We start from the raw sequence: 13,197 nt of genomic DNA, 5'->3' as shown, positions 1-13,197 counted from the left end.
CTCGTGCCGGAGTTGCCCGTGACCGCTGTAGACGACCGATCCCAGACCGTGATGGGGCGCGTTCTCCTATTGCTCGAACCTTTCCGCGACCGCGAGGCTCTGACGCTCACCGAACTGGCCGATCGCGCCGGTTTTCCCCGGTCGTCGGCCCATCGGTTGCTGGCGCAGCTCGTGGAGGTCGGCTGGCTGCGGCGGAACGGCACCGCCTATCACCTCGGGCCGAAGCTGGTGGAGCTCGGCGCCGAGGCGCGCCGGCACGACCGCATCTACCGGGCCGCCGCCCCGGCGATGTATCGGCTACACAAAGGCACCGAGATGGCCGCTCAACTGACCGTTCTCGACGGTGACGACCTGCTGTACCTCGAAATAATCGGTGGCCGCTGGGCGGCTTCGGCGCTGCGCGCCCGCGTCGGGCAGCGGCTGCCGGCGCGGGAAACCGCCGAGGGTGTCGCTCTACTGGCCCTGCGTGACGGGTGTGGGTCCGCGATCCGGGACCTGGTAGTGCGCGGTCGCGCGGGGGAGCGGGTGCACTGCGTGGCGCTCGCGTTCGAGGCGGGGCGGCAGGAGGTGGCCGCGCTCTCGCTGGCCGGTCCGGCAGGGCGGACTCCGGAGGGTGTCGCGCACGATCTCGTTTCGGCCGCCGACGTGGTGATATCGCAGCTCTCCAGCTGACGTGGCCCGGGCCGTCGCCACTGCTGTGATCGCGGGCACAGGGCCTGGGGATGCGGAATGGTGACGGCCTACGACACAGTGCTGCTATCGTCACCTCTGCCATTGATTGATCGCTTGATCTATCGCTCGATGGTTTCCGGCCGCGGCGCGGCCTGCTCCCCGATGGAGGTTTCAATGAAGAACGGCGGCGACTTCTCTCCGGCTGTCATCGACCGCGTCGCTACTCTGCTCGACGAGTTCCGTGGCGGCGCCGAACTCACCTTGTCCGAATTGTCCGGCCGGACCGGTCTGCCTCGTTCCTCCACGCACCGGATGCTCTCCCGGCTCGTCGAGTTGGGGTGGGTCGGCAGGCGCGGCCGGGTGTATGGGCTGAGTCGCGGGATGTTCGAGTGGGGAGCCCTCGCGCAGCAGCACGACCGCCTGCACCGGGCCGCGCATCCGATCCTGCACGAACTCCACGCGACGACCGGGCTGATCGTTCATCTGGCCGTTCTCGAGGGTAACGATGTGCGCTACCTCGACAAGGTCGGCTACGGGCGGCTTGCGCTTCCCTCGCGCGTCGGCGGGCGGCAGCCGGCCTCGCGCACCGCGCTGGGCAAGGTGCTCATCGCCCACGCCGGTGTAGGTCGTGCCGCCGCGTACGCGACCGCGGCAGCTCCGGCTTCGTGGGGGACAGCGGCACTACCGCGCCAGGAGATCGCCCGTATTCGTCAGCAGCGGGTGGCCTACGAACGTGAGGAATGCGTCGCGGGTATCGCCTGTGTCGCCGCCCCGATCGGTAACAGTCGGACCTGTGTGGGAGCCGTCTCGGTGACCGGCCCGGTCGGCAGTGTGGATTTCGTACCTCTGGCGAGGTCGGTCCGGTCGGCGGCGCATGCGATCTGGCGCGACCATGAGGAGTACAGCCCCGCACAGCGAGCGGGGTGATCGGTACTCAGCGAACGAGGGCCTGCCCGCCGTCCACCGCCAGCGTATGACCGGTGATATAGCGGGCGGCATCGCTGCACAGGAAGACCACCGCGGGGCCGATATCGGCCTCGGGGTCGCCCAGCCTCCCTAGTGGCACCGTGGCCAGATACTCCGCGGCGGCTTCCGGTTCGCGCTGCGCCCACTGCTCCATGGCCCGGGACTCGGCCAGCGGCAGAATCGCGTTGACGCGGATCCCGTCGGCTGCCCATTCGCAGGCCGCGGTACGCGTCAGTACTCGCACCGCTTCCTTGGCCGCCGCGTAGGCGCCGGTACCGGCCGGATTCCAGCGGATACCCGCCGCCGAACCCACATTGACGGTCGCTCCGCCGCTCTTCAGGTACCGATGGCACGCCCGCATCGTCCGCCACGTCGCGGTGGGGCCCGAGGCCATGCCCGCGTGATAGGTGTGCTCGTCGATCTCCAGGAGTGTTCCCGGGGCGGGGGTCTGCGCGTTGTTCACCAGGAGGGTGATCCCGCCGAACTCGGCGGCGACGGCGGGGGCCAGCGCGTCGATCGCCCGGCCGTCGGTCACGTCGCAGACGAACGACGCGGCCCGGCCACCGCGGGCGGTGATCTCCTCGGTGACGGCGCCGAGGGTGGCCGCTGTGCGGCCGACCACGGCGACCTGTGCCCCTGCGGCCGCCAAGGCGAGCGCGATACCGCGCCCTATGCCCTGGCCCGCCCCGGTGACAACAGCCGAGTGGCCGGCCAGGGCGGCCGCCGGTGTCGGGTGGTCGTTCGGAAGAGTGTCCATTCATACTCCTGGAGAGGGCCGGGGGTCATTGACCGTTTGATCAATGGGGTGTGGCACAATCGCCCGCACAGTCAAGTCGCGCTCGAATCCGACAGGGGATGTCCGTGGACCCGCAGGAACGCAGGAAGCTGATTCTCGACCGCTCGGCCGAGATATTCGCCCGCAAGGGGATTTCCGCGACGACCATCCGCGAGATCGGCGATGCGGTGGGGGTGCATTCGGGCGCGCTCTACCACTACTTCCCGTCCAAGGAAGCGATCGTCACCGAATTGATCCGCGAGTACATCGAGGACCTGGCCGCGCGCTGTGAGGCCGTGCTCGCGCGGGAACTGCCGCCGATCGAACGTCTCGAGGCGCTCACCGAGGTCGCGCTGGCGACCAGCGAGCAGTACCACGGCGCCACATCGATCTGGCGCCGCGAAGGCGAATACATGCGGGACCGTGTGGTGGAGGCCGATATGGCGGCGACCGCCGACATCATGCAGGTCGCCTGGCGTAAGGCCATCGGAGAAGGAATCGCGGCCGGCGAACTCCGCGGCGATATCGATCCCGAGGCGTTCCGGGAACTCCTCTACGATGCGGTCTGGCACGCCTCACGCTGGTTCCGGCCCGATTCGCAGCATTCCACGGCCGGCCTCGCCCGCACCGTGATCTCGGTGTTCGTCGACGGGATGCGCCCCCGCTCCACCCCGACCGAGGTGGAGCGGGCCGCCACGTCACTCGCCGGAAACTGACAGGTTCTCCGCCACTTCCCGGTGCCACGATTCGAGCGCGCGGCCCGTGTCGACCTCGAACTCGAAGCGTTGCGTCATCTCCGGGGTGACATCTTCGAGATCGACATAGAACTGGCTGTACCACCGGCGGAGCTGGTAGACCGGGCCGTCCTCCTCGGTGAGGAGTGGGTTCTCGATGCGTGTCTTGTGTTTCCAGATTTCGATGTCCTGCTTGAACTGCTCCTCGAGCCCCTCGGTGAACAGTGTGGCCATCTCCGCGGTCTGCTCCTCGGTCATCCCGTCGATCTTCTTGACGATCGTGCCGAACTGGAGGACGAACGAGTTCGAACTGACCGGGTAGTGGCAGTTGATGAGCTTGGACTCGACGGTGGTGCCCTCGGCGACGGTGTAGATCGTGTCGAGCATGAAGGAGGGACCGTAGTAGAACGCGTCCGAAATGGTCTGCGCTTCGGGAAGATCCATCTGCACACCCGTTTTGATGTCGTCACGACCGTAGGAGCGCATGTGCTGTCCGGCGATGTGGCCGTCGAAGACGTTCTTGAAGTACTCCGGCATCTGGTAATGCACGTAGAAGAAATGCGCCATATCGACCACATTGTCGACGATCTCGCGGCAGTGTGACCCGTCGACCCGGATCGTCGTCCAGGTCCAGTCGCTCCATTGCCCGTCCTCGTATCCCTCGATCTCCGGGATCGCCTGTTCGGCGGGCGGTTCGGAGCCTTGCGGGCAATGCCAGACCAGCAGAATGCCGTTGCGCTCCATGGTGGTCCAGGTGCGCGTACGGGCGACCTTGGGCGTGCGGCGAGCATAGGGGACCGACTCGCACCGGCCCTTGCCGTTCCAGCGCCAGTCGTGGAACGGGCAGGCGATGGTATCGCCCTTGATCTCACCGCGCGCGAGGTTGCCGCCCATATGCCTGCAGTAGGCGTCGAGTACATGGATCTCGCCGGTGGAGTCGGCGAACACCACGACTTCGGTACCGAAGACCGCGATCTGGTGGGGTTTGCCGTCCCGGAAATCCTTCGCCCGGCCGAGGCAATGCCAGCCGCGCGCGAAACGCGCCGGGTTCGTCCCGGTATCGATGGTGCGGATCTCGATCCGCTCTTGCTCGACGGTCATGGGTGCTCCAGTGCTGTGTAGGTAGATCGAACTGGCTGGATGGGGGCTGTGGTCACCGGAGCGGGCGATGGCCCTGCTCGGCGGCGAGGGGCGCGACGGCCGGCTCGGTGCGCGTGGTCGCCGCGATCTCACCGCGGGCCACCGCGGCGTCGATCGAGCGGTCGAGGGATTCGCAGCGCAGCAAGTAGCCGCCGTGGCCGGTGCCTGTCAGGGCGGCCATTTCCCGGCAGGTACGCGCGGCCTCGGCGGTCCATTGAATACTCGTGTGAGCGGGGCTGTACTTCGCGACGGACACTCGAGCGGCGCAGGTGTGACAGACGAGCGGCTGCAATTTCCGGATCCCTTCCTCGGATGTGTCGAGGCTAGGAACCCGCCTGTGGCGGACGCCACAGGAATTCAGTCCAGCGGAACAGCGCCGGTGGTGACCACGGACAGTACCCGCTCACTCCAGTCGTCCCGGACGCTGCCGCTGCGTGCGATCTCCGCGAGATAGGCGCCCACGATCATGTCCAGGAAGGTTTCGACATCGAGGTCCGCTCGCGGCGCCTGCGCCGCGAGCGCCCGGCTCAGCCCCTCGGCCAGCCGATGGCGATGCTGGACGAGCAGTGCGCGGATCAGGGTGGTGAATTCCGGATCATCGTCGGTGAGCAGTGCGGCCACGCCTCCCGGGCCGATACTCGCGTCCACGACGTGCAGGGATTGTTCGACGACCCATCGCAGCACTGTCGGCAAGGCCGCGGTATCCGGGGGCAACTCCGGCTCGGCGATCGAACTCAGTGAAGCGGTGAGCATATCGCCGCGATTGCTGTACCGGCGGTAGATGGTCGTCTTCGCCACCCCCGACAGCGCGGCGACCGCCTCGACGGTGACTGCTTTCGGCCCTTTGGCGCGCAGCAGTTCCAACGTCGCGGCGGTGATGCGTTCGTCACGCGGTGCGGGCGCCTCGACCATCGGCTCTCCCTTGCTTCGGGTTCGGTACCTCACAACTGGTCCATCATGCCAACCGTGCACGCTACGATACGTGTAGCGTAGCGATAAAGGAGGTATGTCATGAGGAGACCGGACAAGAACTCGATCCGGCAGTCCGCGGCGCCATGAACAGCACTCCGGGTGATGGCTCCGCCGCATTGTTGTCGCCCGAGCGATTGCTCGCGGCGATCTCGGGTCATCTCGATACCGGTAGCGGTCCGGTCTTGGTGGGCCTGGCCCGGGAACTGGGTGAGCTGCGGGTGGCATTACTGGCCACCGGCCTGGATTCCGTCCGGGCGTCGGCGCGGCCCGACGAAATGGACCTCCGGCGCCGGATCACCACGGTGGTGGAAGGTATCGACACCTGGCGCGTGCGGCACCTGCCGCACCGTACCGGGGCGCGCACCCATACCCACTCGCTCGGCCAGACCATGGATCAGGTCGCGGCCCGGTACGCCGACGCTCGGTGGTCCGTATGCCACTCCGTGAATCGGCGTCTCCGTCGCACGGCGTGGTTTCACCTCGGACAGGCTCGCGAAGGTTACGCCCATCTGGTCGCCGATATCCGGGCCGGTCACGCCGAACTCCCGGTGGGATGGGGAGGATTCCGGACAGCGGCGCCGATCCGGCCTTCGTAGGATGCCGGCCCGGTGGGGTCCGGGTGATGTGTCGTGGTACCGAAACGCGGGCCGGCCGCTCCGGCCGGCTCGCCACCGGAACATCGAACGACGCGACGATCCGTTGCCGTGGATGTCGGACCCTGGTGCCAGACTCGTGGGCGTGCGGTGGGCGGTGGCGGAGTCGGATGACGGGGGCGCGTATCTGTGTCCTCTCGATCCGGCCGGCCGCCCCGCCGCGGCGGTGCTTCACGAGCCGTCGCTCGCCGAGGCGGTGCGGTCACGCCCGGAGGTCGAGCGGTGGGTGTGGCGGTCCACCGCCGAGATCTACCGATCCCTGCTGGCAGCCGGGGTGCGGGTCGAGCGGTGCTACGACGTGGAGGCCGCGGAGGCGCTGCTGATCGGTTACGAGGAGGGACAGTCGGGTCGGCCCCGTTCACTGGCGGCCGCCTGGGCTCGGCTGCACGACCTGCCCGTTCCGCCGGATACCCCGGCGCGCGCGGCCGAGAGTCAGCCGTCGCTGTTCGAGTCGGGCCCGGTACCGCTGCCGTCGGGCACCGACGAATTCACCGCCCTGCTGGAGGTCTACGCGGGTCAGCTCGCCCGGACCGCGGCCACCGAGCATCCGGAACGCATGCGGTTGCTGCTCGCCGCCGAATCGGCGGGCATGCTGATCGCCGCGGAGATGTCGCGGTCGGGGATCCCGTGGCGCGCGGACGTACACCGCGAGTTGCTGGACACTATGCTGGGGGAGCGGTATCCGGGTGGGGCGGAACCACGTCGGCTGGCCGAGTTGGCCGAGGAGGTGTCGCGGGCGTTCGGGGTGCGGGTCCGTCCGGATCTGCCCAACGACATCGTCAGAGCATTCTCCCGCGCCGGGATCCTGTTGTCCTCCACCCGCAAATGGGAACTTCAGCGCATCGACCACCCCGCGGTGGCGCCACTGCTGGCCTATAAATCGCTGTACCGCCTGTATACCGCTCACGGCTGGTCCTGGCTCGAACAGTGGGTACACGGCGGCCGGTTCCGCCCCGAATATCTGCCCGGTGGCACGGTGACCGGCCGCTGGACCACCAACGGTGGTGGCGCGCTGCAGATCCCGAAGGTGATCCGCCGGGCGATCCGTGCCGACCCGGGCTGGTCGCTGGTGGTGGCCGACGCCGATCAGATGGAGCCGCGCATACTCGCCGCCGTCTCGCGTGATCCGGGGTTGATGGAAGTGGCCGGCCGGGATGCGGATCTGTACGCGGATCTCGCGGCCCGCGGCTTCGGCGGGGACCGCGCGCAAGCCAAACTCGCCCTGCTGGGCGCCATCTACGGCCAGACCTCCGGCGATGCCCTGACCCACCTGGCGGGTCTGCGCCGGCGATATCCGGCCGCGGTGGCCTATGTCGACGACGCGGCCCGGGCCGGTGAGGAGGGTCGACTCGTCCGTACCTGGCTGGGACGGACCTGCCCGCCGGTATCGGTTGTGGCACCGGATCAGGAGGAACCGTCCCGGGGGGATGCCGGCGAGTACCGCAGTACCTCGACGGCGCGCGCCCGCGGCCGCTTCACGCGTAACTTCGTGGTGCAGGGCAGTGGCGCCGACTGGGCCCTGCTGGTCCTGGCGGGTCTGCGTCATGCGATATCTCGTGCCGGGCTCCGGGCCGAACTGGTGTTCTTCCAGCACGACGAGGTGATCGTGCACTGTCCGTCGGAGGAAGCGCCGCGGGTCGCCGAACTGATCGCCGCCGCGGCCGATACCGCGGGCCGGCTGGCTTTCGGGCCGACTCCGGTGCGGTTTCCCTTCACCACGGCGGTGGTGGAGTGCTATGGGGACGCGAAGTAGGCCCGGTCTCGCCGAGGATGTCGAGTGGCGGATCGGCCGTCGGTCGGGAGGCCCAGGCGGCGTGGTTAGTCCAGAATGCGCCGGGCGACATTGGTGGTGACCAGGTCGAGCAGTTCGTCGGCGCGGCCGGCGAGGACGGTGCGGATGGCGTAGATGGTGAAGCCCTTGGCCTGCTCTGCCGAAATGGCCGGCGGAATCGTCAGTTCCTGCCGTGCCACGACGACGTCGACGAGCGCGGGCCCCTCGTACGCGAGTGCCTCCGCGACGGCCGGCTCCAGGTCGCCGGGGGCTTCTACCCGGCGCCCCCAGATCCCCATGGCCCGGGCGGCGGCGCCGAAGTCGGGATTCGACAGTTCGGTGCCGAAGTTCACCACCCCGGCCGCTTTCATCTCCAATTCCACGAAGTTCAGCGACGAATTGTTGAACACGATCACCTTGACGGGTAGATCGTTCTGCGACAGGGTGATCAGCTCACCGAACAGCATCGTCAATCCGCCGTCGCCGGCGAGGGCGACCACCTGGCGTCCCCGGTGGGCCGTCTGCGCACCGATGGCGTGCGGCAGGGCGCAGGCCATCGTGCCGTGGGTGAACGAGCCGGTCAGCCGTCGCCGGCCATTCATGGTCAGATAGCGGGCCGCCCAGATCGTCGGCGATCCGACGTCGAAGGTGAACACCGCGTCGTCGGCGGCCAGTCGATTCACCACTCCGGCGACGTATTCCGGACGGATGGGCGTGCGGTCGCGGTCATTGACCGCCAGCGCGTCCAGCGATTGCCGGGTGCGCCGGTAATGCCGCAGCGACCTGTCCAGATGCGTTCGATCGGTTTTCTGCTCCAGCAGGGGCGACAGCGCGTCGATCGTGTCCCGCACGCTGCCGACCATGCCCAGGTCGACCGGGGTGCGGCGGCCGAGACGGCTGCCGCGGATGTCGACCTGGATGATCGCGGCGTCCTCGGGATAGAACTGTGTGTACGGGAAGTCGGTGCCCAGCATCAGCAGCACATCGGATTCTTTGATCGCCTTGTATCCCGAGGCGTACCCGAGCAACCCGGTCATCCCCACATCGAACGGGTTGTCGTATTCCAGGTGTTCCTTGCCGCGGAACGCGTGCACGATCGGCGCGTGCAGCGTCCCGGCCAGCGCCATGACCTGGGCGTGCGCACCGGCGGTACCGGCCCCGCCGAGAATCGTCACCCGTGATCCGGCATTCAGGATGTCCGCGGCGCGGCGCAGGGTGGGGTCGTCCGGCCGGACCACCGACCGGGACGGCAATACCGGACGGCTGCTCCACCGTTCACCGGACAGGCGGCTCTGGAAGACCTCGCCGGGTATGACCACGACGGCGACACCGTTCTCCTCGACCGCCGCCCGCATCGCCATCTCCAGGACCCGCGGCGCCGATCGCGGACTGCTGATGAGTTCGCAGTACACACTGCACTCGCGGAACAACTCCTCGGGGTGGGTTTCCTGGAAGTATCCGGAGCCGATCTCGCCGATCGGGATGTGCGCGGCGACGGCCAGCACCGGAACCCGCGTGCGCTGGGCGTCGTACAGTCCGTTGATCAGATGCAGGTTGCCCGGCCCGCAACTCCCGGCGCATACGGCGAGCCGGCCCGTCAGTGCCGCCTCCGCGGTCGCCGCGAACGCGGCGGCCTCCTCGTGCCGCACATGCTCCCAGGTGATGCCGTCGGATCGCCGTATCGCGTCGGTGAACCCGTTCAAACTGTCACCGGGCAACCCGTAGACCCGGCTGACGCCGCTGACCTGCAATGCAGTGATCATGTGCTGAGCGACAGTCGCCATGACCCGACCCTACGCGGTGGTTGCCGGATCGTAGCCGGATATGCGGGGTGGGTCGGTAGCCGAGCTCTCTCGGCTGTCGCCGGTCGAAACGTCCGGCTCGCGAGTGGTCGGAGAGCGAAGTCTGCCGCTCCCCGCAACGAGAACCGCCGCGCCGACGGGTGCCGGCGCGGCGGTCGAAGCGGGGGATCAGGCGGGTTGCAGCGGGCCGATATAGGTGCCCGGGTGGGTGGCGGCGTCCTGGCGTTGCACGCTCACGCCCGCGGGCCACGGCGCCTGGAGCTGGGTGGTGGTGTCCGGCGGGGTGACGACGAGCGTCACCGGGACCCAGCCCTCCGGGCCGTCCGACAGGTAGGTGAGCAGGCTGCTCACCGCGGCGCCCGGTTCCACCGTCAGCGGTGCGGGCTCCGCGGCCTGGCGGGGTAGCCGATAGGTGGGGCCGAAGGTCGGATCATCCGGGCCCGCCAGGTCCACGCCCGGGAATCCCTGCACCGCGCAGCTCTGGGCGGAGGTATTGGTCAGCACGACTTCGAGCCGGCCCTGACCGGGCGAGTCCGACGGGCGCTCGCGGGTGCTCAGGTCGAGCACCTCCGCGGCACACGGGGCAGGCGCGGCGGCGCTGGTCGTGGCCGGAATCGTCACCGCTGCCAGGGCTACTGCCGCGGCCCCCGCCACGCCGGCGGCGCGCCATTCGGTCGATGTTCTGGTTCCTTTCGACATGCGATACATCATCAAGCCATTTGAACAGATGTCCGGGCCGAATGCGCGGAGACGGCACGGGCCCCCGGGCATGCTCACACTCCGGCGATATCACGACGATGGAATACAGGGAGCCCGGCCAATAGTGCGACGGCTCCCGCCAGCAGTAGCCACCCGTAGACGGCGGGAAGTCCGGCGCCCAGCGGCCCACCTTCGATGGCCTGATGAAAAGGTGACAGCGGGCCCCAGGGCCGCACCGCATCCACCAGTTTGCTCGCCACATACAGGACATACGCCGCTACCGCGAATGCCGAGGTGAGCGCTATGGCGAGAACGCGGTGGCCGGTCGCCGCGCCGATCGCCAAGGCGAGCCAGCCGAACTCGACAGCGATGAGCACCATGGCCACGGCACCGGTCAGTGCCGCAGCCACCGCGACGCCGAGACCGAATACCGTGGAGAACACGGTGACCGCGACGAAAAGCACCGTTCCCAGCGCCGCAGCCGCCGTGGCGAGCACCGCGGCCTGCTCGATCACCAGTCGAATCGGTGTCACCCTGGTCATCAGCAGAACCTCCAGGGTTCCCGCTTCTTCTTCGCCGGCTATCGCCCTGGCGCCTCGCCCGATCGCGAAAACGAGGAACAGGGTGGGCAGCAGCATACTGAACAGCTCGACATTGAGAAACCCGGTGCCGGTGCCGAATTCGTCCAGGTCGAACAGCTCGCGCAAGGGTTCGGGATAGTTTTTCACGAAGTCCCGCATACCTGCCGTATTCGAGATCGATGGCCACAGTGCGCTTTCCAGAAGTACCAGCGCGACTATTCCGACGCTCCAACCCGCCAGGCCGCGTCGCTGATCACGTAAACACTTCAGGTAGACATTGCGGAGCACGACGTTTCAGTCCTGTCCGTAGTAGCCGAGGAAGATCTCCTCGAGGTCCGGTTCACGGCTGACGAGATCGATGACGTCATAAGGCGCGATCGCTTTCACCAGCTCGGCCGTGGAACCATCCATCTCGACCTCCACTCGGTGTCGATCAGGGCCCCGGTGCACGTGCCGTACTCCGGGGAGGGCGCGGAACACGGCCGGGGCCGGCGCCGGGCCGGCGAATGTCAGGTCGAGGCGGCGCACTGTCCGTCCGGTGAACTCGGCCACGGATCGAACCTCGATGAGACGGCCATTCCGCAGCATTCCGACGGTGTCGGCGACCGCTTCCACCTCCGATAACACATGGGAGGACAGGAAGACCGTGCGCCCGCTGTCGCGTACCTCCCGTGCCATGGCGAGAAATTCCCGCTGTACCAGCGGATCGAGACCGCTCGTGGGCTCGTCGAGGATCACTACGGGCCGCTCGGTCATGAACGCCGCCACGATGCCGACCTTCTGCCGGTTGCCGTGGGACATCGCACCGATGCGGGTCGCGACGTCCAGATCGAGGCGGTCGGTCATGCTACGACGCACTTTCGGGTCGACGCCGCCGTGCAGATGCGCGAAATAGTCGAGGTACTGCTCGGCGGTCAGATCCGGGTAGGCGACGAACTGTCCGGGCAGATACCCGAGGTTGCGTTGCGCTTGTTTCCTTTCGCGTACCGTGTCCGCGCCGCAGATACGAGCCGAACCACGCGTCGGACGCATCAGACCGGCGAGGATACGGATCGTGGTGGTTTTTCCGGCGCCGTTGGGCCCGACATATCCGAAGATCACCCCGGCCGCGATCCGCAGCGTCACCGCGTCCAGCGCCACCGTGCTCCGGTAGGATTTGCCGAGTCCTGTGAGCTCGATCGTCACCGCGCCTCCGCATCGTGTCCTGATCGTCTCCACCGGGGCCGTCCGGGCGAAGCGGACTCCCGATTTCCGGCTGCGGGTCCGGCCACTTCGTATTGCCACGCACCGCCGGATCAGCACGGTCCAGCGTTCACGCAGCGATCCGGCGCCGGGTCATTCGGCTGGTTTCACCTCCACCTTCTTCGCCGCTGCCGTCGGCTCGGTGATGGGGACCGAGACCGTCAGAATTCCCTTGGCGTAGCTGGCTTCGATGCCGTCTTCGTCGGCGCCACGCGGTAACGCGACGGTCCGGACGAACGAGCCGTAGCTGAATTCCGAGCGGCCTCGCTCTTCGTGCTTCTCCGAGCGTTCGGCCCTGATGGTCAACTGCCCGTCCCGCACGGAAATATCGACGTCCTTGTCCGGATCCACGCCGGGCATCTCGGCCCTGAGCAAATATCGGCCGTCGTCGACAGAATCCTCTACCCGAAGCATATGAGTGCCGAACATCGCGGCGAGGCCGGTGGCCGGGGCCAACGAGTTCCAGACCTCGGCGAAGTCGGGCAGTAACGAATGCTGCTGGCGGTGCGCAGGGAGAAGACTCATTGTTCCTCCTGATCGTTGGGCTGTCGGATGACAGTCTCGATTGCACGCTCCGGCGGGCCGTCGCGGTAGGGGCGGCAGTCATCTACTCCAGAGGCCCATGTCGCCGGCGTAAGGGGCCGAAGATCCCGGAGCTCCGCCCGCCGACCGGTCTACCGGATCGCGGTCAGGGTAAAACCTGCGGGATCACGTCCGGACGAAGATAGCCGACCAGGGCACCGACCACGGCGCCGAGAAGTGAGCCGGCGCCGGATCCGGTGGCCGACCCCACGGCGGAACCGACCGAGCCTCCCGCGGACGAGCCGTTCACTACCGGATCGGGGATCAGCGCGTGCGGGTTGGTAGCGATGTCCTCGCTCTTCTGCAGGGGAATGCCGGCCACGGGGGCGGCTCGGTCGGTTGCGGCTTCGGCGGCGGACGGCCCCGCGAGAACTATGGTCGCGGCCATGGGCAGTGCGCCGAACGCGACCATACCTGTTGCCTTGACCAGGCTGTTTCCCATCATTTCAGCTCACCTCTCCGACCCTCGGAACAGGCGAGGGTGTGGTTCACGGGCCGGAGGCACTCCGGCCGCCTGAATCATAGGCGGCTCGGCGCGGGGTCCGAACAAGGAATGTGATCAATAATAATGCGCGGCAGCCGGATTCGTGATCGGTCCGATCTACGGT

Annotated in this window: 15 protein-coding genes; 5 read left to right on the top strand and 10 right to left on the bottom strand. The window is 67.8% G+C overall.

The features are described 5' to 3' along the window. Nucleotides 1-18: 18 nt before the first annotated feature. A complete protein-coding gene (locus ACQPYS_RS16905; RefSeq protein ID WP_433490122.1) occupies nucleotides 19-672 on the top strand; it encodes an IclR family transcriptional regulator in 654 nt (217 codons plus the stop codon). Nucleotides 673-846: 174 nt separating this feature from the next. Further along, nucleotides 847-1,599: an IclR family transcriptional regulator gene (locus ACQPYS_RS16900; RefSeq protein WP_431937786.1), complete on the top strand. Its 753-nt coding sequence runs from the start codon at nucleotides 847-849 to the stop codon at nucleotides 1,597-1,599. A gap of 7 nt (nucleotides 1,600-1,606) precedes the next feature. On the opposite strand, the gene ACQPYS_RS16895 is transcribed toward ACQPYS_RS16900, so the two are convergent. Next, nucleotides 1,607-2,395 carry an SDR family NAD(P)-dependent oxidoreductase gene (locus ACQPYS_RS16895; protein WP_433490121.1) on the bottom strand — a complete coding sequence of 263 codons (789 nt, stop codon included), beginning with the start codon at nucleotides 2,393-2,395 and terminating at the stop codon, nucleotides 1,607-1,609. Between the two features lie 104 nt (nucleotides 2,396-2,499). Here ACQPYS_RS16895 and ACQPYS_RS16890 point away from each other — a divergent pair, with 104 nt between their 5' ends. Further along, entirely contained in the window at nucleotides 2,500-3,129 is a 630-nt protein-coding gene (locus ACQPYS_RS16890) for a TetR/AcrR family transcriptional regulator (protein ID WP_431937788.1), read from the top strand. Here the strand turns inward: ACQPYS_RS16890 and ACQPYS_RS16885 are convergent. The 3 genes from ACQPYS_RS16885 to ACQPYS_RS16875 all read right to left on the bottom strand — a co-directional run bounded on the left by ACQPYS_RS16885 (nucleotide 3,112) and on the right by ACQPYS_RS16875 (nucleotide 5,199). Then, complete coding sequence (locus ACQPYS_RS16885) at nucleotides 3,112-4,248, bottom strand: Rieske 2Fe-2S domain-containing protein (RefSeq protein ID WP_431937789.1); 1,137 nt, start codon at nucleotides 4,246-4,248, stop codon at nucleotides 3,112-3,114. The two genes, ACQPYS_RS16890 and ACQPYS_RS16885, sit on opposite strands and share 18 nt — an antisense overlap. Nucleotides 4,249-4,300: 52 nt before the next feature. Next, nucleotides 4,301-4,468 (bottom strand): hypothetical protein, encoded by a 168-nt coding sequence (locus ACQPYS_RS16880; RefSeq protein ID WP_431937790.1) that lies wholly within the window; start codon nucleotides 4,466-4,468, stop codon nucleotides 4,301-4,303. Nucleotides 4,469-4,644: 176 nt separating this feature from the next. Continuing rightward, complete coding sequence (locus ACQPYS_RS16875) at nucleotides 4,645-5,199, bottom strand: TetR/AcrR family transcriptional regulator (RefSeq protein WP_431937791.1); 555 nt, start codon at nucleotides 5,197-5,199, stop codon at nucleotides 4,645-4,647. Nucleotides 5,200-5,342: 143 nt separating this feature from the next. Here ACQPYS_RS16875 and ACQPYS_RS16870 point away from each other — a divergent pair, with 143 nt between their 5' ends. Together ACQPYS_RS16870 and ACQPYS_RS16865 are read left to right on the top strand one after the other, a co-directional pair. Beyond that, complete coding sequence (locus tag ACQPYS_RS16870) at nucleotides 5,343-5,855, top strand: hypothetical protein (protein WP_433490120.1); 513 nt, start codon at nucleotides 5,343-5,345, stop codon at nucleotides 5,853-5,855. 154 nt (nucleotides 5,856-6,009) lie between these two features. Further along, on the top strand, nucleotides 6,010-7,665 hold the full coding sequence (locus ACQPYS_RS16865; RefSeq protein WP_433490119.1) for a bifunctional 3'-5' exonuclease/DNA polymerase: 1,656 nt from the start codon (nucleotides 6,010-6,012) through the stop codon (nucleotides 7,663-7,665). A 65-nt stretch (nucleotides 7,666-7,730) separates the two neighbouring features. Here ACQPYS_RS16865 and poxB read toward each other — a convergent pair whose 3' ends face one another. From poxB to ACQPYS_RS16835, 6 genes are all read right to left on the bottom strand, one after another. Further along, nucleotides 7,731-9,467, bottom strand: coding sequence for a ubiquinone-dependent pyruvate dehydrogenase (gene poxB / locus ACQPYS_RS16860; RefSeq protein WP_433490118.1), 1,737 nt, complete (start codon nucleotides 9,465-9,467; stop codon nucleotides 7,731-7,733). Nucleotides 9,468-9,653: 186 nt separating this feature from the next. Then, nucleotides 9,654-10,184 carry a DUF4232 domain-containing protein gene (locus tag ACQPYS_RS16855; protein ID WP_433490117.1) on the bottom strand — a complete coding sequence of 177 codons (531 nt, stop codon included), beginning with the start codon at nucleotides 10,182-10,184 and terminating at the stop codon, nucleotides 9,654-9,656. 74 nt (nucleotides 10,185-10,258) lie between these two features. After that, a complete protein-coding gene (locus ACQPYS_RS16850; RefSeq protein ID WP_433490116.1) occupies nucleotides 10,259-11,053 on the bottom strand; it encodes an ABC transporter permease subunit in 795 nt (264 codons plus the stop codon). Nucleotides 11,054-11,059: 6 nt separating this feature from the next. After that, nucleotides 11,060-11,950, bottom strand: a complete 891-nt coding sequence (locus ACQPYS_RS16845; protein WP_433490115.1) for an ATP-binding cassette domain-containing protein — start codon at nucleotides 11,948-11,950, stop codon at nucleotides 11,060-11,062. A 150-nt stretch (nucleotides 11,951-12,100) separates the two neighbouring features. Further along, on the bottom strand, nucleotides 12,101-12,532 hold the full coding sequence (locus ACQPYS_RS16840; protein WP_433490114.1) for an Hsp20/alpha crystallin family protein: 432 nt from the start codon (nucleotides 12,530-12,532) through the stop codon (nucleotides 12,101-12,103). A 163-nt stretch (nucleotides 12,533-12,695) separates the two neighbouring features. Next, nucleotides 12,696-13,034, bottom strand: a complete 339-nt coding sequence (locus ACQPYS_RS16835; RefSeq protein ID WP_063034853.1) for a glycine zipper domain-containing protein — start codon at nucleotides 13,032-13,034, stop codon at nucleotides 12,696-12,698. Nucleotides 13,035-13,197: the final 163 nt, after the last annotated feature.

The sequence above is a fragment of the Nocardia grenadensis genome (assembly GCF_050942415.1).
GTDB lineage: Bacteria > Actinomycetota > Actinomycetes > Mycobacteriales > Mycobacteriaceae > Nocardia > Nocardia grenadensis.
Note: the sequence above shows the minus strand (reverse complement) of the source record. Positions and strands in the feature narration are given on the sequence as shown.